The sequence below is a fragment of the Pelagibacterium sp. genome (assembly GCF_035555455.1).
Taxonomy (GTDB): Bacteria; Pseudomonadota; Alphaproteobacteria; order Rhizobiales; family Devosiaceae; genus Pelagibacterium.
In genome coordinates this window covers 94,873-121,174 of sequence record NZ_DATMGM010000070.1, presented here as the reverse complement: position 1 = coordinate 121,174, position 26,302 = coordinate 94,873, and the positions used below count along the sequence as shown (strand labels likewise).

The window sequence follows — 26,302 nt, the reverse complement described above, 5'->3', positions numbered from 1 at the left end:
GTTTGCAATGGCGTTCGATCACGACATCCACCACATCGACACCGGCTCCCCCGGCACCGTGGCTGAACTTTCTGTCTTCCACATCGGTCCCGCGACGGCCCGTCACAAGATTTACCTGCAAGCCGCCCTCCATGCCGACGAACAACCCGGCATCATGACCCTGCATCATCTGTTGCCGCTGCTGCGCGAGGCCGATGACAAAGGCGAGCTTTCCGCGCGCTTCACGATCCTGCCGATGGTCAATCCACTCGGCATGGGCCAGCATCTGTTCGGCGAGCATATTGGCCGCTACGACTTCCGCTCGGGACTGAATTTTAACCGCCGCTGGCCCGATCTTTTCGCCGCCGTAAGCGATACCATTGCGGCCCGCCTTACCGACGACGCGGAAGCCAACGTCTCCATGGTCCGCCAGTCTGTCCGAGAGTGGCTTGATCGGCAATCGCCGCAAACGGCCCTGCAGAAACTGCGCCATCTGGTGATGTCCCTCGCCTATGACGCGGACTATGTCCTGGACCTCCATTGCGATAACGAGGCTCTGGTCCACCTGTTCGTCACCCCGGACTCCATGTCCGGGCTGACCGATCTGGCCGACCACATGGGCTCGGTCGCTCAACTGACCGCCGAGGATTCGGGGGGCGGGTCGTTCGATGAGGTCTGGCCGTCACTATGGACCCGACTGCGCGCCGCCCATCCTGATCACCCCATCCCGTTTTCCGCCCACGCCGCCACCCTCGAATATCGTGGCCGCCCCGATGTATTCGACGCTGACGGCAAGGACGATGCACAGCGCCTCTACGCATTCTTTCAGGCAAAGGGCTTTGTCGCCGGCACCCCACCGGACGTACCGTCCGCCCCGATGCCCCTGCCCCTTAGCGCCACCCAGATGCTGCGTGTCGATAAAGCCGGCCTGCTCGCCTACCGGGTGGAACTGGGCGACAGTGTCGAAAAAGGCCAGCCGATCGCCGACCTCATCTCCCTCGATGGCCCACAAGCTTTCATCGCCCGCACGCCCATACTGGCCGGCACCTCCGGACGCGTCATCTCGCGCAACATCTCAAAATTCGTGACACCCGGAACTTCGATTGCCAAGATCGTCGGCACCGATCCCATTGAAGGCCGCGCGGGTTATCTCTTGGAGGACTGATTACCCCGCACCGGAGCATAGACAAACCGCGGCATTTCGAGCTTGAACACGATTGCCAGCGTTCTGAAGGCAAAGCCGATCACCGCAGCGACCACGGTCACAGCATCCACCGGCAGTCCTGCCTTCACTCCGAAGAAATAGATGCAGGCCGTCACCGCCGACACCGTGGCATAAAGCTCTCCGGCGAACAGCAGCGGCACGTCGTTGCACAACACGTCGCGCAGAACGCCGCCGACACACCCCGTGATCAATCCGGCCACGATCACGATCATTGCGGGTTGCCCCATGTCCATGGCGATCTGGCAACCGACAATCGTGAACACCACCAGCCCCACCGCATCGAGCAGCAAAAAGATCAGCCGCAACCGCTCCATCACCCGCGCCACCGCAATGGTGAACATCGCTGCCGCAATGGTCACCAGCAGATACCCCGGCTCCTCCACCCAGATCAGCGGATAGTGCCCGAGCAGGATGTCGCGCGTGGTGCCGCCGCCAAGCGCGGTAACGCAGCCCAAAACGCAAACCCCGAACCAGTCCATATTGCGTCGGCCTGCCGCCAGCGCCGCAGTCATCGCTTCTGCGGCCAGGGCAATCACGAAAATCGTGTGCAGCAGCATGGCTCTCTCCTAAACTGCAAAAGTTCTGCGGCAGGACTCTCGTCCAGCGATCGATAGTTGGATGATGATGCGGCCTGTATCAGATGCCCGATTACAACGGCAAGCCAGTTTCAGCCGCCCGCCAAGCACTTTCGCATTGCGTAACCCGCTGCTACCGCCCGATGTGACCGGCCAGCTTCGTTTCGACCGCGACCAGCGCGTCATGGATCAGCACCGCCAATGCCCCCACAACCAGCCCGCCCTGCAACACGAACGCCGTATTGCCCGACACCAGCCCGGCAATGATGACCTCTCCCAATGTCCGGGCCGCCACCGTCGATCCGATCGTCGCCGTCGACAGGGAAATCACCACCGACAATCGGATGCCTGCCAGGATGACAGGGAACGCCAACGGCAATTCCACTCCGATCAACCGCTGCCATCCGGTCATCCCGCTGGCCCGCGCGGCTTCGCGGACCGTAGCCGGCAACCCGGTCAGTCCCGTCAGCGCGTTCTCGAAAATCGGCAACAGTCCATAGAGAAACAAGGCAACAAGGGTTGGCCCGGTGCCGAACCCGAGAATCGGCACCGCGAGTGCCAGCACCGCCACTGGTGGAAATGTCTGCCCGATATTGGCAACGGCGCGCGACAGCGGCAGGAATTCTTCCCCGAAGGGGCGTGTCACGATAATCGCAAATCCGACCGCGATGACCGTCGCCAGCCCGGTTGCCACCATTACGATAGCCAGATGGCTCAGGGTCAGCGAGAGGATCGAGGTTTGAGTGTAGATTCCCGGCGCTCCAAAGCGCGCCAGCGGCGCGAACACCGGCTCAAAACCCGCTGGAAAAACGATGAATGCAACCAGCAGCGCCAGCACGCCCAGCCGGACGAGGGTTCCGATCTTCATTGCGGCCCGGCTGCCCGTGTGTCGAGCGCCATCCTCGTCACCTTGCCCACAAGGACGCCATCGCGCATCACGGGCAGTTCCATGCGTCCCGACCACAGCATTTCCGCATACGCTTCGCGCAGCGATTTTCCGGCCTCGATCGGCGCACCGTCCGCCGCACCGGGTTCCACCAACTCCCCCACACTGGCCAGAGCCAGCAGCCTGAACGACTTTTCCCCGGAGCCCAACATGGCCTCGACGAACGGGTCGGCAGGGTGGGTAATGATCTCGGTCGGGGAGCCATATTGCAGCACCCGCCCCTCGCTCATCACGGCGATCCGCCCGCCCAGCCTGATCGCCTCATCCATGTCGTGAGTAACCAGCAGGATGGTGGTGCCGAACCTGCGCTGGATCTCCAGCAGGTCGGCCTGCGCCTTAGCGCGTATAACAGGGTCGAGGGCCCCGAATGGCTCGTCCATGAGCAGCACCGAGGGCTCAGCGGCCAGCGCCCGCGCCACGCCCACCCGTTGCATCTGCCCGCCCGAAAGCTCATGGGGCATGCGATTGCGATATTCGTCCGGAGGCAGCTGGAACATGTCCAGCAACTCATCGACCCGCGCCGCAATCTTGGATTTCGGCCAGTCCAGCAATCTGGGCACGGTGGCGATATTGTGGGCCACATCCTGATGCGGAAACAGGCCATTGCCCTGAATGACGTATCCGATATGGCGTCGCAACTGATGGCGCGGCACGTCGCGGGTATCGCGCTTATCGATCCGTACCGTGCCACTATCCGGCTCGACCAGCCGGTTGATCATCCGCAGCAGGGTGGTCTTGCCTGAGCCGGAAGTGCCGACGATTGCCGCGATTTCATTGTCCGGGATGGTGAGGGTAACGCTGTCGACCACGACCCGGTCATCATAGGACTTCGTGATATTTTCAATGTCGATCATGCTGACGTCCTGACATCGCCCCGGCTCAACTCGACGATCGCGTCGAGCACGATGGCAGCTGCAAAAGACATCGCAACCGCCGGGATAGCACCCAGCAGGACCAGCGGCATGGCGGTCTGGGCAATCCCCTGAAACACGAAAGTCCCGAGGCCTCCACCTCCAATCAGTCCGGCAATCACCGCCAGCCCGATATTTTGCACCAGCACAATTCTGATGCCCGCCAGAATCACGGGAAAGGCCAATGGCAGCAAAATCCGGATCAGCCGCTGGCTTTCGGTCATGCCCATCCCCTGCGCTGCCTCAACCGCCTCGCGCGGCACCCCATCGAGGCCAACCACGGTGTTGGACACCATCGGCAGGAGCGAATAGGCGAACAGCGCCACAAAGGCGGGCGCAAACCCGATGCCGGCAATACCCAGTTGCGCTGCGCCCGGAACGTTGGCCCCGATCCACGCCATCGGTGCGATCAGCAAACCGAACAGCGCGATCGATGGAATGGTCTGAACGATATTGAGACTGCTCAAGATCGCCGCCCGCATCCTGGGCACGAGATAACAGGCAATGCCCACAGGCACGCCGACAAGCGCCGCGACCGCAACCGATCCGAATGCCAGCGCGAGATGAGTTTCCAGCTCGCGCCCGAAGGCGGCCTGTCGCGCGCCATATTCACGCAGAACCGCCAGATCGTCCCAGATTCCGGTGGAAATGATGAATCCTACGATGAGCGCAATGCCCGCCAGAATGCCAATTCTTGCCAGTGGCCCCAATGCAAATCGCGCCAATGCGTCGGCCATGGCCATCGCAAGCACGAAAGCCATCACCCATGCGCCCGCACCCGGCGACGCCCGCGCATAAGTGTTGCCTTCGACCATCAGCGCACTCGCTCCCAGGCCAATGCTGATGGCGAGCACCAGCAGCGCCAGCCCGGTGACCAGCAACCGCAATACCAACGGTACGCGGAACAAAAGCAACAGGCATACCGCCGCCAGAACCGCGATCAGAACCGCTCCGCCCGCTCCCAGCGCCCCCACGGCGGACACCGCCTCGCCCGGCGCGATCCGGTTGGCTCGCAGTATGAGAAATGGCTGGAACGACAGAGCGAACAGTCCCAGCGCCGCCAAAATAGCGCCGAGCTTGTCAAATCGGACCGATGCGGCTCGCACAGGAGCAAAAGTTGCCAAGATGGATCGGGCCGCTCTCACACGGCGTCCCTACTTCTCTATAGGAAACCGTTTTCGCTCAGATACGCCTCAGCGACCACATCAGCGGGCTCGCCGCCGATCTGGACGCGGCCATTGAGGTCCTGCAGCACCTCCAGCGACAGACTCTCAAATACCGGTGCGAGGATCGCCTCGATGTTGGGATACTCTTCCAGCACTGCACTGCGAATGATCGGGGCCGGTGCATAGACCGGCTGCACACCCTTGTCGTCTTCCATGACCACGAGCCCGGAAGGCGCAATACCACCGTCGGTGCCGTACACCATGGCTGCATTGGCACCCGAAGTCATATTTGCGGCGGCAGCGATGGTCGCGGCAGTGTCACCACCCGAAAGCTGGATGAGCTGTGCAGGTGCCAGTTCGAACCCGTAGGCTTCCTGAAAAGCAGGCAGTGCCGCCGGAGATGACACAAATTCGCTGGACGCGGCCAGGACGATCTCACCACCCTGTGCGACATAGCTGCCGAAATCAGAGAGTGTATGCAGATCATTGGCTTCGGCCACATCGGCGCGCACGGCAATTGCCCATGTGTTGTTCGCCGGTGATGGCGTAAGCCACACGATGCCGTTTTCTGCCAGATCGAGTTCGGCAACCCGTTCATATCCCGCCTGCGCGTCGTTCCAGACCGGCTCATCAGCCTCGTTGAAAAAGAACGCGCCATTCCCCGTATATTCGGGATAGATGTCGATCTGTCCTGCCGTAATTGCCTCGCGGACGATCGGCGTCGCGCCCAGTTGGATCCGGTCCTGGGTCGGTATCCCTTCCGCTTCCAGCGCTTTGAGAATGATATTGCCCAGCACTCCGCCCTCGGTATCGATCTTGGACGATACGACGACCTGACCGAACGCGGCTGAGCTCAGGCCCAACGCGATAACTGCGCCGGCCACTGTTGAAATCATACGCAACGGAATTCTCCCGATCTGGCTCATTATCCAAGTGTAGGCCCGAACCTACATGCTGAGGCCAGGATGGCCACCCCCGGATCGGAAATAATCGGGGATCAGTTTTGTTCCCCCTATCATCCCAATACGCTATCTTGGCTACCGGATAGGGCAGAGAACCTGCGAATCCAGCGTCTTCCGGCGCTTGATGCGGGCCACTTGCCTGGCAATAAGGATCGGAAAACTATTGTTCCAGCCACGCGGCATTGTCACGTTCGACCGGATAGGAGAGCCCTATATCGGCGCGCCACCGGTCAAGCACATCCATATTGCCCAGCGTATCCGCCCAGGTCATGCCAGGTGCAACGAACTCCTGCCGGCCAAGGGTCACAGCATCGGCAACGCCGTCGGCTTCAAAGCTATAAAGCCAACGGTCCTCTCGCACCGTAATGCGCTCCTCGTTCCCGTCATTGCCAACGATGAGGATGTCCGATTGTCCCCCCTCATGCCCGGTCCCAAACCAGAAGTCCTTGACCTCCAGCCGCCCTTTGGTGCCAAAAACGCGTAACATGTTATCCTGTTCGACCGACACCGAACACGATACCTCGGCGATCAGTCCATCGCGGAAGGACAGCAGTGCCGATGCCCATTCATCGACGCCGGACGGGCCCAGATACGCCGCGCCACGGATTTCGACCGGCTCCGCAAACGGTGCGCCATGAATGGTTCCGGCGATCAGCCGCGCCATCGACACCGGATAGCATCCCACATCCAGTATGCCCCCGCCGCCAAGCGCCTGAGCATAAATGCGATGGCCCTGATCAAACGAGGGCATGGCATAACCGAAATTTGAGCGGATGATCCGAACGTCGCCGATCACACCCTCCGTGATCAGCGCGCAGATGCGCTCCGTCATCGGATGAAGACGATACATGAACGCTTCGCCCATGAAGGTGCCAGCCGAGCGCGCCGCCTCGAATATCGCCTCCGCCTCAAAACGGTTCATGCCGATGGGCTTTTCGACCAGCACATGTTTGCCGGCGCGGGCGGCGGTGATCGCCCATTTGACGTGATGGGGATGGGGCGTCGCAATATAGATTGCATCGACCTCTGGATCGGCCAGAAGCTCGCGATAGCCTGAGTGAACCTTCGCACCCGGGAACTGCGCAGCATAGTCCTGCGATGAGGGATCACGGGCGCCAATGGCAACAAGGATTCCGGTTCGGGAATGGGTAAGCCCACCCGCAAAGGCCCGGGCGATATTTCCCGGCCCCAAAATGCCCCAACGCAGTTTCAAGCTATCTGTCATCTGCGCAGTCTAGGACCACGCAGAGCTTTCCTAAAGCCTCTTTGCGCTCAGTTCGGCAGCTTTGAGCGTATTAGCCATCAGCATGGCAATGGTCATCGGCCCGACCCCGCCCGGAACCGGCGTGATCGCGCCCGCCCGCTCGCTGGCCGCTGCGAACTCGACATCGCCCACCAGCCGCGTCTTGCCTTCCCCTTTTTCCGGGGCCGGAATGCGATTGATACCCACATCGATCACGGTCGCGCCCGGCTTGATCCAGTCGCCCTTGATGAACTCCGGTCGCCCGATTGCGGCAATCACGATGTCCGCATTGGCACACAGTCCCGGGAGGTCACGGGTCCGCGAGTGAGCAACCGTAACCGTCGCATTGGCGTGCTGCAACAAGGCCGCGATCGGCCGTCCAACGAGATTGGACCGCCCCACGACCAGCGCGTTGAGACCGGCGATGCCTTCAGGATGCACCGTATCGATCAGCACCATGCAGCCTTTGGGCGTACAGGGAACGAAAGCATCTTCGGTTCGCCCGGCAGCCAGACGCCCGATATTGATGTCGTGCAACCCGTCCACGTCTTTTTCCGGGGCAATGGCCGCGATGGTTTCGCGTTCGCTGAGCACATCCCCAGGCAGCGGCAACTGAACAAGGATGCCGTGGATTTCAGGATCGGCATTGAGCTGCTGAACCAACGCCGTCAGGTCTTCCTGGGTCGTTGTCATCGGCAGGGTGTGTTGCACGGAATGGAACCCGCACTCCTTGGCCATGCGCCCCTTGGAGGCGACATAGACCTGGCTGGCCGGGTCTTCCCCTACCAGAACCACGGCCAAACCGGGACGGATGCCGGTATCGGCCACAAGGCGCTCGGTGCTTGCCTTGACCTGTGCGATGGAAGATTGGGCGATCTGTTTCCCGTCGATGATCCGGGCAGTCATTGCGGTTGCTCCTGCAAGCCTTGCAAACAAAATGAGCGCCATGTCGGCGCTCGAACCTTAAAATCAGGAAAACACCACAGTCTTGTGGCCGTTCAGCATGACGCGGTTTTCCAAATGGCTTTTGACGGCCCGGGCAAGGACGCGGCTCTCGATATCACGCCCGACCGCGATCAGATCGTCGGGGCTCATCGCATGCGTCACCCGCGCGGTTTCCTGCTCGATGATCGGTCCCTCATCAAGATCGGGCGTGACGTAATGCGCCGTGGCCCCGATGATCTTGACGCCCCGCTCGTGCGCCTGATGATAAGGCTTGGCACCCTTGAAGCTGGGAAGAAACGAGTGGTGGATATTGATCACCTTGCCGAACAGCCGCGTCGACAACTGATCCGAGAGAATCTGCATATAGCGGGCCAGCACCACCAGATCGGCATCCGCATCCAGAATAACTTTGAGAACGTCGGCTTCCTGTTCCGCCTTATTCTGCTTGTTCACCCGCAAATAATGAAAGGGGATATTCTCCGCCGCAGCTATTGCACGAGCGTCTTCGTGGTTTGAAATGATCGCCGCCACTTCAGCGCGAAGCCAGCCCACGCGGATCTGATACAACAGATGCCGCAACGCGTGATCGAACCGCGATACCATGATGATCATCCGCGGCACACGCGCTTCGTCGGCAACCGCGGTTTTCATGTCGAACCGCTCGACTACCGGGCGCAACATGCGCTCGATCATATCCTTGGTGACAGTTTCCGGAGCGCCAAACGCGATGCGCATGAAGAACCGCCCCGTATCCCGATCCCAGAACTGGTTGGACTCGGCGATATTGGCGCCCAGGCCGAACAGCTCACTCGTCACACCGGCAACGATCCCCGGCTTGTCGGTGCACGACAGGGTCAAAACGAAATTGGGCACGAACATGAGACCCCCCGGGCTGGAGCAACCAGAACCTCAAAAAAAAGGTGGAGGAAGCCCCAAAGTCTTGTTTTTCAACCGTTCCGGTGCGGGTTTTCCACCCGCCCTTTCAGGAACGACTCTGGAATTCACCCGGGTTCATAATCACTTGCGTCGCCAATGTCGAGACGGCGAAAGAAGCAGGTCTTACCCTGCTTCCTGATCGCTGCCGGCAATGTAGTTGAGAACCGGCCCCAACCAGCGCTCCACTTCGCTGACCGCCATGCCCTTGCGCTGGGCATAATCCTCGACCTGATCACGCTCGACCTTGGCAACACCAAAATAGTAGCTTTCAGGATGGGCATAATAGAGGCCCGAGACCGAAGAGCCCGGCCACATGGCGTAACTCTCGGTCAATTGCACGCCAATCTCCTTTTCCGCGTCCAGCAGCCGGAACAGCGTGGTTTTTTCGGTGTGGTCCGGCTGAGCGGGATAACCCGGAGCGGGCCGGATACCGTTGTAAGGCTCAGCAATCAATTCGGACGGCGCATAGTTCTCATCCGGCGCGTAGCCCCACAGTTCCTTGCGCACCTTTTCATGCATGCACTCGGCCAGCGCTTCCGCGTATCTGTCTGCAAGTGCCTTCACCAGAATAGACGAGTAATTGTCGTTTTCCGCGTCAAACCGGTCGGCGATCTCGATTTCCTCGAATCCTGCCGTGACGCAGAACCCACCGATATAATCGGGCGTTCCTGCTTCGGCCATGAAATCGGCCAGGGCCACGTTGGGTTTGTTGCCGGACTTGGATAGTTGCTGCCGCAGCGTGAAGAACCGCGCCAGTTCCTCTGTACGCCCTTCATCGGTGAACAGCTGGATATCATCGCCGACGCGATTGGCAGGCCAGAAACCGGCGATTGCCTTGGGCGTAAACCACTTCTCATCGATGATACGCTTGAGCATGGCCTGCGCATCCGCGAACAGCTGCCGCGCCGCCTCTCCCTGCCGCTCATCGTCGAGAATCTTGGGATAGACGCCTTTAAACTCCCAGGACTGGAAGAAGGGAGTCCAGTCAATGTATTCCGCCAGGTTGCCGAGATCCCAATCATGGAAGGCCTTTGTGCCCAGAAACGACGGCTTTGTCGGGGTGTAATTTGACCAATCGACCTTGTAGCCATTCTCGCGCGCGGCCTCGATGGTTGTGCGCCGCTTGGTTGCCTCGCTCCGACGGTGCTTTTCGGCCACCGTCTGATACTCCTGCTGCACGGTCTTGACGTAATCATTGGCCGCGTCTTTCGACAGCAGCTTGGAGACCACGTTCACCGCCAGCGACGCATCCTTCACGTATACCGCCGCGCCCCGGTTATAGCGTGGGAAAATCTTCACAGCCGTGTGGACGCGCGACGTGGTCGCTCCCCCGATCAACAGCGGAATATCAAAGCCTTCGCGCTCCATTTCCGCCGCGACATGCACCATCTCGTCGAGGGATGGCGTAATCAGCCCGGACAGCCCGATGGCATCGACCTTTTCGCGGCGCGCTGTCTCCAGAATGGTCTGGCTCGGAACCATCACGCCAAGATCGATGATCTCGTAGTTGTTGCAGGCCAGAACAACGCCGACGATATTCTTGCCGATATCGTGCACGTCCCCCTTCACCGTTGCCATCAGGATCTTTCCGGCGCTTTGATGCGAACCGTCGGCGGCATCTTCCATGAAGGGAAGCAGATAGGCGACAGCCTGTTTCATCACGCGGGCGGATTTCACGACCTGCGGCAGGAACATCTTGCCCGAACCAAACAGTCCGCCCACGATGTTCATCCCGTCCATCAACGGGCCTTCGATAACGTGCAGCGGGCGATCGAACTGCTGACGCGCTTCCTCGGTGTCGGCCTCAATGAATTCCGTGATGCCATTGACCAACGCATAGGAAATGCGATCGGCCACCGGCTGCTCACGCCAGGACAAATCTTTTTCCCGAGCTTCCTTACCGCCCTGCCCCTTATAGCGCTCCGCCAGATCGAGCATGCGCTCGGTCGCGTCCGAACGGCGGTTGAGAACAACGTCCTCGCACGTTTCGCGCAATTCGGGCTCGATCGATTCGTACACCGCCAGCTGACCGGCGTTGACGATCCCCATGTCCATGCCAGCGGCGATCGCGTGATAGAGAAACACCGCATGCATGGCTTCGCGCACCGGCTCATTGCCCCGGAACGAAAAGGACAGGTTCGACACCCCGCCTGAAATATGGACGTGCGGCAGGGTCGCTACGATTTCCCGCGTCGCTTCGATGAAATCGACGCCGTAATTGTCGTGCTCTTCAATGCCGGTGGCGATCGCAAAGACGTTAGGGTCAAAGATGATATCTTCGGGCGGAAACCCGACTTCATCGACCAGGATGCGATAGGCGCGCGTACAGATCTCAACCTTGCGCTCCTTGGTGTCGGCCTGCCCGGTCTCGTCGAACGCCATGATCACGACCGCCGCACCGTACAACCGGCACAGCCGTGCCTGCTGGCGGAAGTTCTCCTCGCCTTCCTTCATCGAGATGGAATTGACGATCGTCTTGCCCTGGACGCATTTCAGCCCCGCCTCGATCACCTCCCACTTGGAGGAGTCGATCATGATCGGAACCCGCGCGATATCGGGCTCGGAGGCGACGAGATTGAGATAGTCGATCATCACCTGTTTGGAGTCGATCAAGCCCTCGTCCATGTTGATGTCGATGACTTGCGCACCGTTTTCGACCTGATCGCGGGCGACATCCAGCGCCGTCGCGTAGTCGCCCTCCTTGATCAGTTTCTTGAAGCGCGCCGATCCGGTGACGTTGGTCCGCTCGCCAACGTTGACGAAAGGAATGTCGTCGGTCAGCGTAAACGGCTCCAAACCGGACAAGCGCAGACGCGGTTCGATTTCCGGAATCTGGCGCGGCGGATATTTCGACACAGCGGCAACGATGGCTTCGATATGCTCCGGCGTCGAACCGCAGCACCCGCCCACCACGTTGACCAGACCATCCTTGGCAAAGCCCTCGATCTGGCTGGCCATGAACTCGGCGCTCTCGTCATACTCGCCGAATTCGTTAGGCAGGCCCGCGTTTGGATAGGCGCAGACCAGCGTATCGGCGATACCCGAAATCTCCGCCAAATGCGCGCGCATCGCGTTGGCGCCCAGCGCGCAGTTCAGACCCACCGTAAAGGGTTGCGCATGCCGCAGAGAATACCAGAACGCGGTGGGCGTTTGGCCGGAAAGCGTCCGCCCGGACAGGTCGGTGATCGTTCCTGAGAGCATCACCGGCAGGCGAATGCCCTTCTTCTCGAAGATTTCCTCGGCGGCAAAAATCGCGGCCTTGGCATTGAGCGTATCGAAAATGGTTTCGATCAGAATGATATCGGCGCCGCCATCGATCAACCCTTCGATCTGCTCGCCATAAGCGATACGCAGATCGTCGAAGGAAACGGCGCGAAATCCGGGATTATTGACGTCTGGCGAAATTGACGCTGTGCGGTTGGTCGGGCCGACCGCGCCGGCGACGAACCGCCGCCTGCCGTCTTCCGCCCGCGCGCGCTCTACCGCGCGCCGCGCAACCTGCGCTCCGGCAACATTGAGCTCATAGGCCAGCGCCTCCATTCCATAATCGGCCTGCGCGATCGACGTGCTGGAGAAGGTGTTGGTGCCTATGATATCGGCCCCGGCCACGGCGTAGCTGTGGTGAATATCCTCGATGACCTGCGGGTTGGTAAGGACCAGCAGGTCATTGTTGCCCTGCAACGGCTTGTGCCAGTCGGCAAACCGCGGCCCACGGAAATCATCCTCGCCGAACTTGTGGCGCTGGATCATCGTCCCCATCGCACCATCGAGGATCAAAATCCGCTCGCGAGCCGCCTGGTTGAGCGCCGAAAGGATTTCCGCGCCTTCCTGCGCACTGCGCTGCGGAGCCGAGCCAGGTTGCAGGACCTCGATTGCAGGCTTTTCCGCCGGCATGCCGCCCATCCGTCCATCGGACGGTGAATCAAGGCGAACATTATGGGTACATCCGGGGGCGCTGCACATGCGATCGGCTCCAACTAAAACGGCGAACAGTCTTGCCGCAAAAAGACATAAAGATATCTTTATGTCAATCGCAGAGCGAACCCGCGCCCACGCGCCTGCAGGGGTCGGCGGCAGCCTGGCGACGAGCCAGGCTCAAGCGCGTGCCGCCACCATCCGGATTGAGTATTGTGTCATTCTGCGGGACGCTGCTCCTCGCCGGCCTGACGCTTGTCCTCACGCAATTCGAACCACATCGCGTTCAGAATTGCGAAAGCACATGCCAGTCCCACGCCCAAAATCCAGGAAAAATACCACATGAAGAGGCTCCCCGCTCAGTAGGCGTTCGGGTTGTTGGAAAGCGAGTCGCTGGTAACCGGTCCGCTCATGATCTTATAGACCCAACTCGTGTAGGCGACGATGATCGGCAGGAAGAAGGCCGTAGCAATCAGCATGATGAACAGCGTCAGATGGCTCGACGATGCGTCCCACACGGTCAGGCTTGCGGTCGGATTGACCGAAGATGGCAACAGGAACGGGAACATCGCTAGCCCCGCGGTCGACACGATGCCGATTACACCCACCGCGGCCGCGAAGACGGTGACGGCCTTCATTTTGGCCTTGAGGCCAACTGCCGCCACCGCCATGCCGGAAAAACCCAGCACCGGCGCCAGGATCATCCAGGGATGGGCACCGAAATTGGCCATCCACGCTCCGGTCTCACGGGTCACCGTCTTGACCAGCGGATTTGAGGGCAACGCGGTGTTAATCGTGCTGGTGATCACATACCCGTCGACGCCGAACGCAATCCACACCCCGCCCGCTGCGAACAGGACAATCGCTGCAATCGCCGCCCACTGCCCGTAGCGAATGGCCCGCGCCGCAAGCTCCCCCTCGGTCCGTGCCGCAATCACAGACGCCCCCATCACGATCAGCATCGACACGCTGACCAGGCCGCACAGCAAGGCAAACGGGGTCAACAGTCCGAAGAAATTGCCCGCATAGGACGGCCTGAGCGTAGCATCGAGATCGAACGGGGCTCCAAGCAGAACGTTTCCGATCGCGACCCCAAAGATCAGGGACGGAACGAAGCCACCGATGAACAATATCCAGTCCCAGGTCGCTCGCCAGCGCGGATCAGCAATCTTTCCGCGATATTTGAAACCGACAGGCCGCAGGATCAGGGCGAACAGGATAACGATCATCGCTAAGTAAAAGCCTGAAAAGCTCACCGCATAGAGCGGCGGCCAGGCCGCAAAGATCGATCCGGCCCCCAATACCAGCCACACCTGATTGCCTTCCCAGGTCGGGCCAACGAGGTTGAGCAGAACCCGGCGCTCATCATCGGTGCGGGCAACAGCGGGAAGCAATGTGCCAATGCCCAGATCCATGCCCCCCATCACGGCAAAGCCGATGAGCAGTATGCCCAGAAGCGCCCACCAGATCAGGCGTAGCGTTTCGTAATCGATCGGGATAAAATCCATTTCGCTCCGCTCCTTATTCGGCTGATGCCGCTCGGTTGTTACCCGCCGCCGTTCCGGGTTTGCTGCCAGCTGGCGAAGCCAAAGGGTCCGCTTCACCGCCCAGCAGAGCCACGTAGTCCTTGGGCCCGGCTTTGATCGCCCTGACCATCAGAATGACCATGACGACCGCCAAAATGGTGTAGAGCGTCACAAAGAAGCCAAGGCTGAGCGACAAGTCGAGAACCGTGAGCCCCGACGCGGCGTAAAAGGTGGGCAGAACGCCCTCGATCGCCCAAGGCTGCCGCCCATATTCGGCGATGATCCACCCGGCTTCGATGGCGAGCCACGGCAGCGGCAGCGCCGCCACCGCGCCCCAGAGGAACCAGCGATGGGTTGTCAGCGTGCCCCGCGATGCCTTCCAGAAAGCCAGCGAGAAGAACGCGATGAAAAAGAAGCCGATTCCGACCATCAGCCGGAAACTCCAGAACAACGGCCAGACGTCGGGAACCGTGTCCTGCGCCGCCGCCGCGATCTGCTCAGGCGTGGCGTTCTCGATATCCGTGCGATAGCGCTTGAGCAGCAGCGCATATCCCAGATCGGGCCACGTCTCGGTTATGATCTGGCGCGCATCCTCGTCCTGCCGGTTCGCTTCCAGCGCCGCCACGGCTTCATAAGCCTGCAAGCCATTGGCAATCCGGACTTCAGCATGGGCAACCAAATCCTCGATGCCTGGCAGCTCCGTATTGAACGACCGGGTCGTAATCAGCCCCAGAACCCAGGGAATCTTGATATCAAACCGCTCGCCACTGGGCAGTGGAAAGGCCACCAGGCTCAACCCGGCAGGCGCGGGCTCGGTTTCATACATGGCTTCGAGCGCCGCGATCTTCATCATCTGGTGTTCGGTAGCCACATAGCCACTTTCGTCGCCCAGAACGACCACCGAAAGCGCAGAGGCCAACCCGAAGCTGGCTGCCACCACCATGGAGCGCCGCGCCAGTTCAATATGCTTTCCCTTGAGAAGGAAAAGCGCGCTCACCCCGAACACGAAGACCGAACCGGTCACATAGCCGGCACTGACCGTATGGACGAATTTGGCCTGCGCCACGGGGTTGAAGATCACCGCCATGAAATCGGTAACCTCCATACGCATGGTGTCGGGGTTAAACACCGCTCCCACCGGAAACTGCATCCAGCCATTGGCGATGAGAATCCATAGCGCAGAGAAATTCGCGCCCAGCGCTACCAGCCAGGTCACGACGAGGTGGCCAACCTTGCTCAGCCGGTCCCAGCCAAAAAAGAACAATCCAATGAAGGTGGCTTCCAGAAAGAAGGCCATCAGCCCTTCAAGCGCCAGCGGAGCCCCGAACACGTCGCCCACATAATGGCTGTAATAGGCCCAGTTCATGCCGAACTGGAATTCCATCACGATCCCGGTGGCGACACCCATGGCGAAGTTGATGCCGAACAGGGTCCCCCAGAACAGCGTCATCTTGCGCCATATTTCCCGCCCGGTCATCACATAGGTGCTTTCCATGATGGCCATCATGAAAGACAGCCCCAGGGTGAGCGGAACGAACAGGAAGTGATAAAGAGCCGTTGTTGCGAACTGCAACCGCGACAGGTTTACAACGGCTTCATCGATCATGGGTCGCCCTTCATTGCCCTCACAGGAGGAAGCACCCCGCCTTAAGACGACGGCAAGCTCTGCTTTACATTCTAACACAATTTTCCAACCTTGACCTGGATCAAGGCGCTCCTGCTTCCTCCTGCGACACTGTGCACACCATGACAGCTACTCCCGATTCCGCATCATCTGGCACCAACCCGCGCAAGCTGATGGGGCTGCGCCGCTTGGCCGGCCCGGCGCTGATCATTGCCATCGCGGCCCCGCTCGTTTCGGGCGCCTTGCTGCTCGTCTATGCTGCTCTGCTAGCCCGGACGCTGGGGCTTTCGATCGAGGATGGAGCGCCTCTGTCCGCTGTCCTGCCCCTGATCGGGATCATGGTCTTGATCGCCCTGATCCGGGCCCTGCTGGGCATCGTAGGCGAGCACGCGGGCGCAGTGGGCGCGGAACGGATCAAGGAAAATCTGAGAAACCGGCTGTTCGGACACCTGCTCGCCCAGCGCCACCCCCTCGGGCTCAAACCCGCATCGGGGGCGATTGGCGCCGCGCTGATGGAACAGGTGGACGGGCTTGAAAACTTCTTTGCCCGCTACATTCCTGCGATGGTCGCCGCCGCGATCCTGCCCGTTGCTTTTGCCGTCGCCCTGTTCCCCGTGGATTGGATCGTGGCGCTGCTGTTTTTAATAACAGCACCGCTGATTCCCCTGTTCATGGCCCTGGCGGGCTGGGGCGCGCAGGCCGCCACCGACCGCCAGGCGACCGCGCTTTCCCGGCTGTCCGCCTATTTTGCCGATCGGTTGCGCGGTCTTCTCACGCTCAAGCTGTTCGGTCGGGCCGACGATGCAACCCGGGATGTATATGCGGCCAGCGAGGACCTCCGGCGGCGCACCCAGTCGGTCCTGCGCCTGGCGTTTCTCTCCTCTGCCGTTCTCGAATTTTTTGCCGCTCTCGGGATCGCCGGGGTCGCGCTCTATGTCGGCCTCACCTATCTGGGCTTTCTCGGTATCAACCCCGGCCTGACCCTTGCCTCCGGCATGTTCGCGCTGATCATGGCACCCGAAGTGTATGCGCCATTGCGGCAGTTGGCGGCGCATTACCATGACCGCGCCGCCGCGCGCTCGGCACTGGCAGAAATCGATGCAATCGTAGCCGATATCGACCACGTCTCAGTCCCCGATCGCTCCGAACCGGCCTATGGCACGCTCCGCGCCATGCCCGTTCACGTGCAGGGCTTGACCGTCTCGACCATCGATGAAACCAGAATTCTCGATCAACTCGACCTCACCATCGCCGCTGGCGAAAGCGTCGCCATCATGGGCCCGAGCGGCAGCGGGAAATCGACCCTGGTGCGCGCCATCGCCCGGTTGCTCCCCTATGAAGGGACCATTGATCTTGATGGCAAACCCCTGCCCGATTGGGACGAAGCGCATTTGCGTGGGGCGGTAGCGTTCATCGCGCAAAAGCCCCGGATTTTCGTTGGAACGATTGCCGACAACATTGCCCTCGCCAATCCTACAGCACCCCCGGAAGCCATCCGCCTCGCTGCCGAAGAGGCCGGAGTGGCTGACTTCGTCAACGCCCTTCCCGAGGGGCTGCAAACCATTGTTGGCGAAGGGGGTTATGGCCTTTCAGGCGGTCAGGCCCAGCGCATTGGCCTGGCGCGCCTCTATCTGACCGATCCGGCCCTCATCATCCTCGACGAGCCCACTGCCCAGCTCGATCCGGCAACTGAAGACCAGGCGCTCGACGCCCTGTTCCGGTTTGGCGAAGGCCGCACGATGATTGTCGTCACCCACTCAGCAACCGTTGCGAGGCGGGCCGGGACGGTATTGCGGATGGCCGGCGGGCGCCTCCTGCCTACCCCACACCGCGCGCCGGCCCAGCCGGGCAAGAAGGAGCATCGCGCATGAAGGCCCTGTTGTTCTTTGCCCCGCTGTTCAAACCCCACGCGCTGAGGCTGATCCTCGCCCTTGTGCTGTCGCTCATAACGCTGGCAGCGGGCACGGCACTGCTGGGGGTTTCCGGCTGGTTCCTGACGGCAACAGCGCTGACTGCTGCCGGATTGTCGTTCAATCTGTTTGCCCCGTCTTCGGCGGTGCGGGGCTTTTCGTTCATCCGCATCCTATCGCGCTATTTCGAAAAGCTCGTTGGCCATGATGCCACGCTGAAACTGCTGTCCGATTTGCGGCGTTGGCTGTTTTCGGCATTGTTTCCCAGGCTGCCGCTCACGGACCGGTCTCTGCGTCACGGCGATCTTGTCTCACGCCTAACCGCCGATATCGACACCCTCGACACCGCGTTTCTCCTCGCCGTTGGCCCGCTCGCCGCGGCCCTTGTGCTGGGGATCGCCGTATCCACAGGCCTGTTCCTGGTGCTGCCCGCTGCCGCGTGGATCTATCTGGCGACCATCGGCACCGCCGTGATCCTCATCCCCTTGCTGCTCGCCAGAGTGACCAATCGGATCGGGGGCCAATGCGTCGAAGCCTCCGCCGACTTGCGGGCTCAAGTGCTTGATTCCGTTGCGGGACACGAGGATATCGTGGTGTTCGGCCAGGCCGGTTTCATCACCCGCCGGTTCGAAGCCGCCACCGCCACGCTGGCCAGACTGCGCCGGCGGCAGGATCTCGCCACCTCGGTAGCGGCGGCGGTGGTGCAGGCGCTAACGGCCATCGCGCTGCTGTTCATCGTGGTCACTGGCCTCGATGCTCTGGGCCGTGGATCGATCGATGGCCCGATCCTCGCCGCCATCGTCTTTGCCGCGCTGGGCAGCTTTGAAGCCACTGCGGTGATTGTGCGATCGATTGGCAATCTGGGCACCGCGCTCGCCTCGGCGGAACGGTTGCGGCAGATTGCGACCGCCCCGATCACCGTGCGCGACCCGGCCCGGCCAGAGCCGTTCCCCAGCGACGGAACGATCGTTTTTGAGGATGTCTCTTTCGCCTATCCCTCTGGTGCACCTGTTCTTTCCGGCTTGAACCTCACGATCGAACCGGGTGAGCACATCGCCATTTCCGGCGCGAGCGGGGTGGGAAAATCGTCTCTGCTGCACCTGTTGTTGCGGCTCGACGATCCGCAGGCCGGGGCAATCCGGATCGGTGGCAAGGATATCCGCGATCTGGCGCAGGCGGAATTGCATGCGCATATCGCGCTGCTCAGCCAGCAAAGCCCTGTTTTCCTTGATACAATTCGAAACAATCTTCTGATCGCAGCGCCGGACGCCAGCGATGGCGAGCTGTTTGCGGCGTTGGGGCATGCCCGGCTTGAGGCCAGTGTGCGGGGCTTACCGCTGGGGTTGGACACGGTGGTGGGGGAAACCGGCGCGACGCTTTCGGTCGGCCAGGTGCGCCGCCTCTGCCTTGCTCGCACGCTGTTGTCCCCGGCCCCGGTGGTGCTGCTCGATGAGCCGACATCAGGTCTCGACCGGGAGACAGAGCTGGCCTTTCTCATTGATATTCCAAAGGTTTTAGCGGGGCGGACGGTGATCCTTGCGACCCATGCCCAGCTGCCCGAAGACACACCATTGCGGCGGATGGCGTTGCGCGGCGGGGTGCTGATAGAGGACCGGTCATGAAACCATCAGCCCTTGTGCCGACGCGACCGGCCGAACTGATGATAAAGACCCACAAGGATCAGCTCGTCCTCTGCCATCGCCTTGAATTCATTGCGGATTCCCTGCCCTATTTCGTCGATCGCAAGTCCTGTATCGGCGTCGCGCGGGTGCTGGGGCCGCTGATCCAGCGGGCGCATAAACTGGAGGAGGAGGTTGTTTTTCCCGCCGTCCGCGATCGCTGGAAGGCATTGGAAAATATAGATAAAACCCTCGAACGACTGCGGTATGAGCACCTTGAGGACGAGTGCTTTGCCGAAGAATTGCACGACGCGCTGATGGCGTATGGCTGCGGGGACAACCGACCCGGACCGGACGCTTTTGGCTATATGCTGCGGGGGTTTTTCGAAGGTTTGCGCCGCCATATTGCGTTCGAACAGGAGATGATCGTCCCACTGTTTTCGATGACGAACACGGCTTTCCAAACCCTGCCAAATGACCCCGAACCCATGCAAAGCTTAAGGTAAAATGCCTGGCAGAACGCCAATGTTCGTGGCTTTTAGCCTAAAATTGGCACCCTGACTTCTAGCCGCAATATTTTTCGAGTCGGGCGAGATCGGGAATGATGAAAGTACGGTTATTGACCACCGTAATCACCCCCTCCTTACGCAGTTTGGTCAACTGGCGCGACACGGTCTCGATGGTCAACCCGAGAAAATCGGCAATGTCGGAGCGACTGAGCGGCAGATCGAACTGCGCGCCCTCGTGATCACCACTCTTGCGCCCAGTCTCGGCGACGGGATTGATGTGGGTGGCGATGAGATGGAGAAAGCTGGCGACCTTTTCGCCTGCCGTCTTGCGCCCCAGCGTCACCATCCAGTCGCGCGCATTGTCGAGCTCGCGCAAGGCCTGTTCGAGCAGCCTGCGTTCGAGGGCGGGATTATCCTCCAGCATCGCTTCGAGCGCGGCGCGCGGAATCCGGCACAGATCGACATCCGAGGCCGCTTCGGCGGACAGGGTGTTCTGGCTGCCAAAGATGCGCCCAAGGAAATCGGGGGCGAATTGCAGCCCGACCACCTGCTGGCGGCCATCCTCAAGCATCTTGGTGAGTTTGACGACCCCGTGCATGATATTGGCGTAGGTGGTGACGTCGCTGTCGTCGGCGATCAGTTCACTGCCCGCTTCCCGGCGCACGATCCGCGTATGACGCGAGAGAGCCAGCAATTGCTCTGAATCCAGCGCCCCGCACAATCCGTGATGCCGGACTTCGCAGCTCCGGCAAAGGATTGGCAGGTCGGAATTGTGAATATCTTGTCTGCCCATAATCTGACCTTCCACGGGGCACTAGATAGACTGACCCTCCACTTGAAACGATAAGTGAAAAGGTCGCACGACCACAATGGGTCCTGTAGCGCCGCCTGACAAATACAAATACGCGCCCCACGCGCGGTGAAGCGCCCTTTGTTGCAAATCGTTCGCAACTGGATTGACCTTCTTGCGAATGATTGTCATATTCAGTTGCATCGCCATCCGAACAGGACCGTAAAATCCATGCTTTCCAGATTCGCCCCCGCCGCAGCCCTCGCCCTGATGGCGTGGGTCCCCGCGCAGGCCCAGTCACCGCTTTCCGTCGTCGCCACCGTGGGCATGATCGGAGATGTCGCCCAGACCATCGGCGGCAGCTGCGTCGCCGTCGAGACTATGATGGGCCCCGGCATCGACCCGCATCTCTATCAGGCGACGGCCCGGGACGTTCAGACGCTCAATGACGCCGACCTGATCCTCTATTCCGGGTACGGGCTGGAAGGTCAGCTCGGCGATGTGTTCCGCCGCTATTCCGAACGGGTGCCGACCCTCGCCGTCGCCGAAGCTGGTATCCCGGCCACGGACCTGATCGTAACCGACGAGGCCGCGGGCGTCGATCCGCATGTGTGGATGGATGTTGCGCTCTGGGCCCGGACCGTCCCGGCCATCGCAGGCGCGCTGTCCGAACTCGTGCCCGATTGCGCGCCGCAAATCGACGCCAACGCCGAGCGCTACAGCGCCGAACTGGCGGCTCTCGATGGCTGGGCGAAGGACGCCATCGCCTCCATTCCCCCCGATCAGCGCGTTCTGGTGACCGCCCATGATGCCTTTGCCTATTTTGGCCGGGCCTATGGCATCGACGTCAACGGCATTCAGGGCATATCCACCCAGTCCGAGGCGGCGATTGCCGATATCAGGCAGACCGCCGACCTGATCGTCGCGCAGGGGGTGCCGGCGATTTTTGTGGAATCCACCATCAATCCGCGCACTATTCAGGCGGTGATCGAGGCCGTGCGCCAGGCCGGCCAGCCGATCGAGATCGGCGGTGAGCTGTATTCGGATGCCATGGGGGATCCCGATACCGTCGGGGGCAATTATATCGGTATGCTGTATTCCAACACGCTGGCCATCAGCGAAGCGCTCGGCGGAACGCCGCCCGCTCTGCCCGAAGGCCTCACAGACTGGGCGAACCAATGGTCCCTCAACTAGAAAACGGCCTGCACGAACCGGGCCTTGCGGTGCACGTCGAAGACCTGACGGTGGCCTATCATTCCAAGCCGGTGTTGTGGGATATCGATTTCGATATCCCCCCCGGCGTGATGGCGGCGATCGTCGGCCCCAATGGGGCCGGGAAATCGACGCTGATCAAATCGATCCTCAACCTCGTCAAACCCACCGCCGGGCACGTCACCATCTACGGCCGTCCCTACAAGCGCCAGCGCCGCAAGGTCGGCTATGTGCCCCAGCGCTCCAGCGTCGATTGGGATTTTCCCACCACCGCGCTCGATGTGGTGACCATGGGCCTTTACGGCCAGCTGGGATGGTTGCGCCGTCCCGGCGCGGCGGAAAGGGCCCGGGCGATGGCGGCACTGGAGCGGGTGGGCATGGAAGCCTTCGCCGACCGGCAGATCAGCCAGCTTTCGGGCGGCCAGCAACAGCGGGTATTCATCGCCCGCGCCCTTGTTCAGGATGCCGACGTCTATTTTCTTGATGAGCCCATGGCCGGGGTCGATGCCACCACCGAGCGCGCCATCGTGAAAATTCTCCACGCGCTGCGCGATGCGGGCAAGACAGTGATCGTCGTTCACCACGACCTGCAAACGGTGCGCAACTATTTCGACTGGATGGTGATCCTCAACGTGCGGGTGATCGCCCAGGGGCCAGTCTCCGAAGTCTATACGACCGACAATCTGCGCCGCGCCTATGGCGGGCAGATCGCCCTGATCGATGCCGACGCCACCTTGGAGGGCGCAGACTGACCATGCTCGCGCTGCTTCTCGACTACACCATCCAGAACGTCATGATCGGAGCGGCCCTGTTGGGGATCGTTTCGGGCGTTCTGGGCAGCTTTGCCGTGTTGCGTCGGCAATCGCTGTTGGGCGACACGCTGTCCCACGCGGCGCTGCCGGGCATCTGCATCGGGTTTCTGGTGGCCGGCACGCGCAGCCTTCCCGCCATCCTGATCGGCGCGCTGGCAACCGGCGCGCTGGCGGCGCTGGTCGTTCTGGCGCTGACCCGCATGACACGCCTCAAGACCGATGCCAGCCTCGGCATCGCCCTCTCGACGTTTTTTGCCCTCGGCGTGGTGTTGCTGACCCATATCCAGAACCAGGGCAGCGCGGCGCAGGGGGGACTTGAATCCTTCCTGTTCGGACAGGCCGCCGCCATCCTGCGCAGCGACATCTACATCATGGGCGGCATTGCTTTTGCTGCGCTGTTGCTGGTCACGCTGGTGTGGAAGGAATTCAAGCTCGTGACCTTCGATGCCGCCTTCGCGCGCACGCTCGGCCTGCCGGTTCTGGCCCTTGAAACGCTGTTGACCACCATGATCGCGCTGGCGGTTGTGGTGGGCCTGCAAATGGTCGGCGTGGTCCTGATGGCCGCCATGATCATCGCACCTGCGGTCGCGGCGCGGCAATGGACCGACCGGCTGGGCACCATGGTCTGTCTTTCGGCCATATTCGGTATGGTATCGGGCGTTACCGGCGCCCTGCTCAGCGCCACGGCGCGCGGGCTGGCCACCGGGCCGCTGATCGTGCTTGCCGTCTCGGTCATCGTCATTGTCTCGCTGCTGTTCGCGCCGGGACGCGGGCTGGTGTTTGCCGCCTTCCGCGACGCGGAAAACCGGCGCAGACTGCACGGCCACCGGGTGCTGGCCGCCCTCTATCGCCTGGCCGCCGAGCATAACGACCCGGCCTACCGCACCGAGCAGAAAATGCTCGACGCCTATTTCGGCACCGGCACCTCCGGCGTGCTCAAACGGCTCCAGACGCTGGGGCTGGTTACCAGCACAAGCCACCATCCCGAGCCGACACCCCACTGGGCGCTGACCGCACAAGGCATTGCGCAGGCGCAAACCGACCTCATGATCGGAGACACGAACCGATGACCGGCTGGATTGCCGCCTTTTTCGACAGCCCCGACGCCATGATCATGCTGACCGGCGCGCTGGTGGGCATCGCCGCATCGCTGCTGGGCACCTTTCTGGTGCTGCGGGGCGCGTCCATGCTTTCGGACGCCATCAGCCATTCGATCGTCTTCGGCATTGTGGTCGTCTGGATGTTGACCGGACAGGCCAGCGGGCCGGTGCAGCTGATCGGCGCGGCGCTGACCGGGTTGCTCACCGTGGCGCTGACCGAAGCCATCGCCGCCACACAACGGGTGAAGGCCGACGCCGCCATCGGGCTGGTGTTTCCGGCGCTGTTTTCCATCGGCGTGTTGCTGATCAACCTGTTCGCCCGGGACGTGCATATCGATGAGCACACGGTTCTTTTGGGCGAGATCGGCTTTGTCTGGCTCGATACCTATACGATCGCGGGCTATCTTGTGCCGCAGGCGGTGATCTGGATGGGCGCGATGGCGGTGCTCAACCTCGCCTTCGTCACCCTGCTGTTCAAGGAACTCAAGCTCGCCACCTTCGATGCCGCACTGGCCAGCGCGCTGGGGTTTGTGCCCGCCGTGCTCTCCTATGCCCTTCTGGCGCTGTTGAGCGGAACGGCGGTGGCGGCGTTCGACGCGGTCGGGGCGATCCTGTTTATCGCCTTTGTCATCGTGCCCCCTTCCGCCGCGTATCTTTTGACCGACCGGTTATCGCTGATGCTGGTGCTGGGCGCGGCGATCGCGACGCTGTCGGCGGTCTGCGGCTATTGGATCGCGGTGTGGCTGAACGTCTCGATCAGCGGCATGATGGCGGTGATGACGGGCGTGTGCTTTGTCGTCGCGCTTGCCTGCGGGCCACGCTACGGCCTGTTCGCCCAGGCGCTGCGGCGGCGGGCCCGCCACAGCGACAATGCGGCCAGAACGCTGACGGTGCACCTGTTCAACCACGAAGGCACCGACAGCGCCCGCGAGGAGAACGTGGCCACCGCCCTGCGCGATCACCTGCATTGGAGCGAGGCCAAGGCGCAACGGGTGCTGGCCCGCAGTCTCGCCGATGGTCTGGTGACCCGCTCGGGCGAGGCGCTGCTGCTCACCCCGAAGGGGCGCACCGCCGCCCGCGAGGTGCTTGAACCCTGGGCGCGCCCGGAACGCGCAGTCGGGCACTCTAACGGATAAGAATGGCGCGGAAATCATTGACATTGGTGCCGGTGGGGCCGGTCACCAGCAGATCGTCAATCGCGGCAAACGCCGTCCACGCATCATGGGTATGCAGCGCTTTTTGCGGATCGATGCCGGCCATGCGCATGCGCGCAAAACTCTGGCCATCGGCAAAGGCTCCGGCATTGTCTTCCGACCCGTCGATGCCATCGGTATCGGCGGCCAGCGCGTGAACCCCGGACAGCCCGGCAATGCCACGGGCGACCGACAACAGGAATTCCGTGTTCGGCCCGCCCCTGCCGACGGGTCCATCGCCAAGGGCAACCGTGGTCTCTCCGCCCGAGAGCAGCACCACGGGTTTTGAAAAAGGCTGATCGAACCGCGCCACCTCGCGTGCGATGGCGGCGTGCATGCTGCCCACCGATTGCGACCCGCCCTCGATGGCATCGGACAGAACCACCGGCGTGACACCACGGGACCGCGCGAAGTCGGCCGCTGCGTAGAGCGAGGTACGGGCCGAAGCCACCACCACCGCCCGATTTTGCGCAAAGGCCGGATCGTCCGGCATGGGCGCTATCGCTGCCGGGGACCGCAAATGCGCGATGACCGCTTCGGGCAGTTTCATCCGGTAATCATCGATAATGGCGAGGGCATCGGCGGGCGTTGTGGCGCTGGGCACGGTGGGACCGGACGCGACCAGCGCCGGATTGTCGCCCGCCACATCCGAGACGAGCAGCGAGACGACGCGGGCCGGAGCCGCCGCCTGGGCCAGCCGCCCGCCCTTGATGCCCGACACATGCTTGCGCACCACATTCATCGCCGCGATCGGCGCGCCGGAGCGCAGCAGGGCCTCATTGACAGCAATCTCATTGGCGAGGGTGAGGGAGCCGCCCGGCATCGGCAGCAGGGCCGAGCCGCCGCCCGAAATCAGCGCAATGACCAGATCATCCGCCGTCAGCCCGCCCACGGCGGCCAGCAGCGCCTTTGCGCCGGCCAATCCTGCAACATCCGGCACCGGATGGGAGGCCTGAAGCACCTTGATTTTTTTCGTCGGAGTAATCGGGCCATAGCGATCGATGACCACCCCGTCGAGCGGGGCGGGCCACACGGATTCCAGCGCCGCCGCCATTCGGCTCGCCGCCTTGCCCGCACCGATCACCACAGTCCGTCCACGCGGAGGATCGGGAAGATGCGCTGCGATCGTATCGCGCGGGTCCGCTGCCCTGACCGCGCGGCGAAACAGGGCGGCGAGAAAATCCCGCGGAGTATCGTCGGTCAT

General features: G+C 61.7%; 22 protein-coding genes. 8 read left to right on the top strand and 14 right to left on the bottom strand.

Going from position 1 to position 26,302, the window contains the following annotated elements; genetic code table 11:
- Positions 1 to 7 precede the first annotated feature (7 nt).
- A complete protein-coding gene (locus VNS12_RS15300) occupies positions 8 to 1,144 on the top strand; it encodes a succinylglutamate desuccinylase/aspartoacylase domain-containing protein (RefSeq protein WP_325488717.1) in 1,137 nt (378 codons plus the stop codon).
- Here VNS12_RS15300 and VNS12_RS15295 read toward each other — a convergent pair.
- From VNS12_RS15295 to VNS12_RS15240, 12 genes are all read right to left on the bottom strand, one after another.
- On the bottom strand, positions 1,126 to 1,761 hold the full coding sequence (locus VNS12_RS15295; RefSeq protein WP_325488716.1) for a trimeric intracellular cation channel family protein: 636 nt from the start codon (positions 1,759 to 1,761) through the stop codon (positions 1,126 to 1,128). The two genes, VNS12_RS15300 and VNS12_RS15295, sit on opposite strands and share 19 nt — an antisense overlap.
- 151 nt (positions 1,762 to 1,912) lie before the next feature.
- A complete protein-coding gene (locus tag VNS12_RS15290) occupies positions 1,913 to 2,647 on the bottom strand; it encodes an ABC transporter permease (RefSeq protein WP_325488715.1) in 735 nt (244 codons plus the stop codon).
- Positions 2,644 to 3,579 (bottom strand): ABC transporter ATP-binding protein, encoded by a 936-nt coding sequence (locus tag VNS12_RS15285; protein ID WP_325488714.1) that lies wholly within the window; start codon positions 3,577 to 3,579, stop codon positions 2,644 to 2,646. The genes VNS12_RS15290 and VNS12_RS15285 overlap by 4 nt, the downstream gene beginning before the upstream one ends.
- Complete coding sequence (locus VNS12_RS15280; protein ID WP_325488713.1) at positions 3,576 to 4,760, bottom strand: ABC transporter permease; 1,185 nt, start codon at positions 4,758 to 4,760, stop codon at positions 3,576 to 3,578. The genes VNS12_RS15285 and VNS12_RS15280 overlap by 4 nt, the downstream gene beginning before the upstream one ends.
- Before the next feature lie 38 nt (positions 4,761 to 4,798).
- On the bottom strand, positions 4,799 to 5,698 hold the full coding sequence (gene osmF / locus VNS12_RS15275) for a glycine betaine ABC transporter substrate-binding protein OsmF (protein ID WP_325488739.1): 900 nt from the start codon (positions 5,696 to 5,698) through the stop codon (positions 4,799 to 4,801).
- A gap of 226 nt (positions 5,699 to 5,924) precedes the next feature.
- Positions 5,925 to 6,977: a Gfo/Idh/MocA family protein gene (locus VNS12_RS15270; RefSeq protein ID WP_325488712.1), complete on the bottom strand. Its 1,053-nt coding sequence runs from the start codon at positions 6,975 to 6,977 to the stop codon at positions 5,925 to 5,927.
- Between the two features lie 42 nt (positions 6,978 to 7,019).
- The gene (gene folD, locus VNS12_RS15265) at positions 7,020 to 7,913 is read right to left on the bottom strand and encodes a bifunctional methylenetetrahydrofolate dehydrogenase/methenyltetrahydrofolate cyclohydrolase FolD (protein ID WP_325488711.1); all 894 of its coding nucleotides are present in this window, start codon (positions 7,911 to 7,913) and stop codon (positions 7,020 to 7,022) included.
- A 63-nt stretch (positions 7,914 to 7,976) separates the two neighbouring features.
- The gene (gene purU, locus VNS12_RS15260) at positions 7,977 to 8,831 is read right to left on the bottom strand and encodes a formyltetrahydrofolate deformylase (protein ID WP_325488710.1); all 855 of its coding nucleotides are present in this window, start codon (positions 8,829 to 8,831) and stop codon (positions 7,977 to 7,979) included.
- A 180-nt stretch (positions 8,832 to 9,011) separates the two neighbouring features.
- A complete protein-coding gene (metH, locus tag VNS12_RS15255; protein WP_325488709.1) occupies positions 9,012 to 12,782 on the bottom strand; it encodes a methionine synthase in 3,771 nt (1,256 codons plus the stop codon).
- A 239-nt stretch (positions 12,783 to 13,021) separates the two neighbouring features.
- Complete coding sequence (gene cydX, locus VNS12_RS15250; protein WP_325488708.1) at positions 13,022 to 13,147, bottom strand: cytochrome bd-I oxidase subunit CydX; 126 nt, start codon at positions 13,145 to 13,147, stop codon at positions 13,022 to 13,024.
- 15 nt (positions 13,148 to 13,162) lie between these two features.
- Positions 13,163 to 14,311 carry a cytochrome d ubiquinol oxidase subunit II gene (gene cydB, locus VNS12_RS15245; RefSeq protein ID WP_325488707.1) on the bottom strand — a complete coding sequence of 383 codons (1,149 nt, stop codon included), beginning with the start codon at positions 14,309 to 14,311 and terminating at the stop codon, positions 13,163 to 13,165.
- Between the two features lie 13 nt (positions 14,312 to 14,324).
- A complete protein-coding gene (locus VNS12_RS15240; RefSeq protein ID WP_325488706.1) occupies positions 14,325 to 15,935 on the bottom strand; it encodes a cytochrome ubiquinol oxidase subunit I in 1,611 nt (536 codons plus the stop codon).
- 140 nt (positions 15,936 to 16,075) lie between these two features.
- Here VNS12_RS15240 and cydD point away from each other — a divergent pair, with 140 nt between their 5' ends.
- Genes cydD through VNS12_RS15225 form a run of 3 tightly spaced genes read left to right on the top strand, consistent with a single transcriptional unit; the run spans position 16,076 to position 19,988 of the window.
- A complete protein-coding gene (cydD, locus tag VNS12_RS15235; protein ID WP_325488705.1) occupies positions 16,076 to 17,824 on the top strand; it encodes a thiol reductant ABC exporter subunit CydD in 1,749 nt (582 codons plus the stop codon).
- On the top strand, positions 17,821 to 19,485 hold the full coding sequence (cydC, locus tag VNS12_RS15230; RefSeq protein WP_325488704.1) for a thiol reductant ABC exporter subunit CydC: 1,665 nt from the start codon (positions 17,821 to 17,823) through the stop codon (positions 19,483 to 19,485). Before cydD ends, cydC begins: the two co-directional genes overlap by 4 nt.
- Positions 19,482 to 19,988: a hemerythrin domain-containing protein gene (locus VNS12_RS15225; protein WP_325488703.1), complete on the top strand. Its 507-nt coding sequence runs from the start codon at positions 19,482 to 19,484 to the stop codon at positions 19,986 to 19,988. The genes cydC and VNS12_RS15225 overlap by 4 nt, the downstream gene beginning before the upstream one ends.
- 58 nt (positions 19,989 to 20,046) lie before the next feature.
- Here the strand turns inward: VNS12_RS15225 and VNS12_RS15220 are convergent, their stop codons facing one another.
- Positions 20,047 to 20,784: a Crp/Fnr family transcriptional regulator gene (locus tag VNS12_RS15220; protein WP_325488702.1), complete on the bottom strand. Its 738-nt coding sequence runs from the start codon at positions 20,782 to 20,784 to the stop codon at positions 20,047 to 20,049.
- Positions 20,785 to 21,012: 228 nt separating this feature from the next.
- On the opposite strand from VNS12_RS15220, the gene VNS12_RS15215 reads away from it, so the two are divergent.
- Genes VNS12_RS15215 through VNS12_RS15200 form a run of 4 tightly spaced genes read left to right on the top strand, consistent with a single transcriptional unit; the run spans position 21,013 to position 25,041 of the window.
- Complete coding sequence (locus tag VNS12_RS15215; protein ID WP_325488701.1) at positions 21,013 to 21,975, top strand: metal ABC transporter solute-binding protein, Zn/Mn family; 963 nt, start codon at positions 21,013 to 21,015, stop codon at positions 21,973 to 21,975.
- Complete coding sequence (locus VNS12_RS15210; protein ID WP_325488700.1) at positions 21,960 to 22,745, top strand: metal ABC transporter ATP-binding protein; 786 nt, start codon at positions 21,960 to 21,962, stop codon at positions 22,743 to 22,745. The genes VNS12_RS15215 and VNS12_RS15210 overlap by 16 nt, the downstream gene beginning before the upstream one ends.
- A 2-nt stretch (positions 22,746 to 22,747) precedes the next feature.
- A complete protein-coding gene (locus tag VNS12_RS15205; protein ID WP_325488699.1) occupies positions 22,748 to 23,875 on the top strand; it encodes a metal ABC transporter permease in 1,128 nt (375 codons plus the stop codon).
- Positions 23,872 to 25,041, top strand: a complete 1,170-nt coding sequence (locus VNS12_RS15200) for a metal ABC transporter permease (RefSeq protein ID WP_325488698.1) — start codon at positions 23,872 to 23,874, stop codon at positions 25,039 to 25,041. Before VNS12_RS15205 ends, VNS12_RS15200 begins: the two co-directional genes overlap by 4 nt.
- Here VNS12_RS15200 and VNS12_RS15195 read toward each other — a convergent pair.
- Positions 25,031 to 26,302 (bottom strand): glycerate kinase type-2 family protein, encoded by a 1,272-nt coding sequence (locus VNS12_RS15195; protein WP_325488697.1) that lies wholly within the window; start codon positions 26,300 to 26,302, stop codon positions 25,031 to 25,033. The genes VNS12_RS15200 and VNS12_RS15195 overlap by 11 nt on opposite strands.

Bases quoted from the DNA above. Each gene is read 5' to 3' on its own strand.
- VNS12_RS15300 (WP_325488717.1), top strand. From the start codon at position 8: ATGGCGTTCGATCACGACATCCACCACATCGACACCGGCTCCCCCGGC.
- VNS12_RS15295 (WP_325488716.1), bottom strand. From the start codon at position 1,761: ATGCTGCTGCACACGATTTTCGTGATTGCCCTGGCCGCAGAAGCGATG.
- VNS12_RS15290 (WP_325488715.1), bottom strand. From the start codon at position 2,647: ATGAAGATCGGAACCCTCGTCCGGCTGGGCGTGCTGGCGCTGCTGGTT.
- VNS12_RS15285 (WP_325488714.1), bottom strand. From the start codon at position 3,579: ATGATCGACATTGAAAATATCACGAAGTCCTATGATGACCGGGTCGTG.
- osmF (WP_325488739.1), bottom strand. From the start codon at position 5,698: ATGATTTCAACAGTGGCCGGCGCAGTTATCGCGTTGGGCCTGAGCTCA.
- folD (WP_325488711.1), bottom strand. From the start codon at position 7,913: ATGACTGCCCGGATCATCGACGGGAAACAGATCGCCCAATCTTCCATC.
- purU (WP_325488710.1), bottom strand. From the start codon at position 8,831: ATGTTCGTGCCCAATTTCGTTTTGACCCTGTCGTGCACCGACAAGCCG.
- metH (WP_325488709.1), bottom strand. From the start codon at position 12,782: ATGCCGGCGGAAAAGCCTGCAATCGAGGTCCTGCAACCTGGCTCGGCT.
- cydX (WP_325488708.1), bottom strand. From the start codon at position 13,147: ATGTGGTATTTTTCCTGGATTTTGGGCGTGGGACTGGCATGTGCTTTC.
- cydB (WP_325488707.1), bottom strand. From the start codon at position 14,311: ATGGATTTTATCCCGATCGATTACGAAACGCTACGCCTGATCTGGTGG.
- VNS12_RS15240 (WP_325488706.1), bottom strand. From the start codon at position 15,935: ATGATCGATGAAGCCGTTGTAAACCTGTCGCGGTTGCAGTTCGCAACA.
- cydD (WP_325488705.1), top strand. From the start codon at position 16,076: ATGACAGCTACTCCCGATTCCGCATCATCTGGCACCAACCCGCGCAAG.
- cydC (WP_325488704.1), top strand. From the start codon at position 17,821: ATGAAGGCCCTGTTGTTCTTTGCCCCGCTGTTCAAACCCCACGCGCTG.
- VNS12_RS15225 (WP_325488703.1), top strand. From the start codon at position 19,482: ATGAAACCATCAGCCCTTGTGCCGACGCGACCGGCCGAACTGATGATA.
- VNS12_RS15220 (WP_325488702.1), bottom strand. From the start codon at position 20,784: ATGGGCAGACAAGATATTCACAATTCCGACCTGCCAATCCTTTGCCGG.
- VNS12_RS15215 (WP_325488701.1), top strand. From the start codon at position 21,013: ATGCTTTCCAGATTCGCCCCCGCCGCAGCCCTCGCCCTGATGGCGTGG.
- VNS12_RS15210 (WP_325488700.1), top strand. From the start codon at position 21,960: ATGGTCCCTCAACTAGAAAACGGCCTGCACGAACCGGGCCTTGCGGTG.
- VNS12_RS15205 (WP_325488699.1), top strand. From the start codon at position 22,748: ATGCTCGCGCTGCTTCTCGACTACACCATCCAGAACGTCATGATCGGA.
- VNS12_RS15200 (WP_325488698.1), top strand. From the start codon at position 23,872: ATGACCGGCTGGATTGCCGCCTTTTTCGACAGCCCCGACGCCATGATC.
- VNS12_RS15195 (WP_325488697.1), bottom strand. From the start codon at position 26,302: ATGACCGACGATACTCCGCGGGATTTTCTCGCCGCCCTGTTTCGCCGC.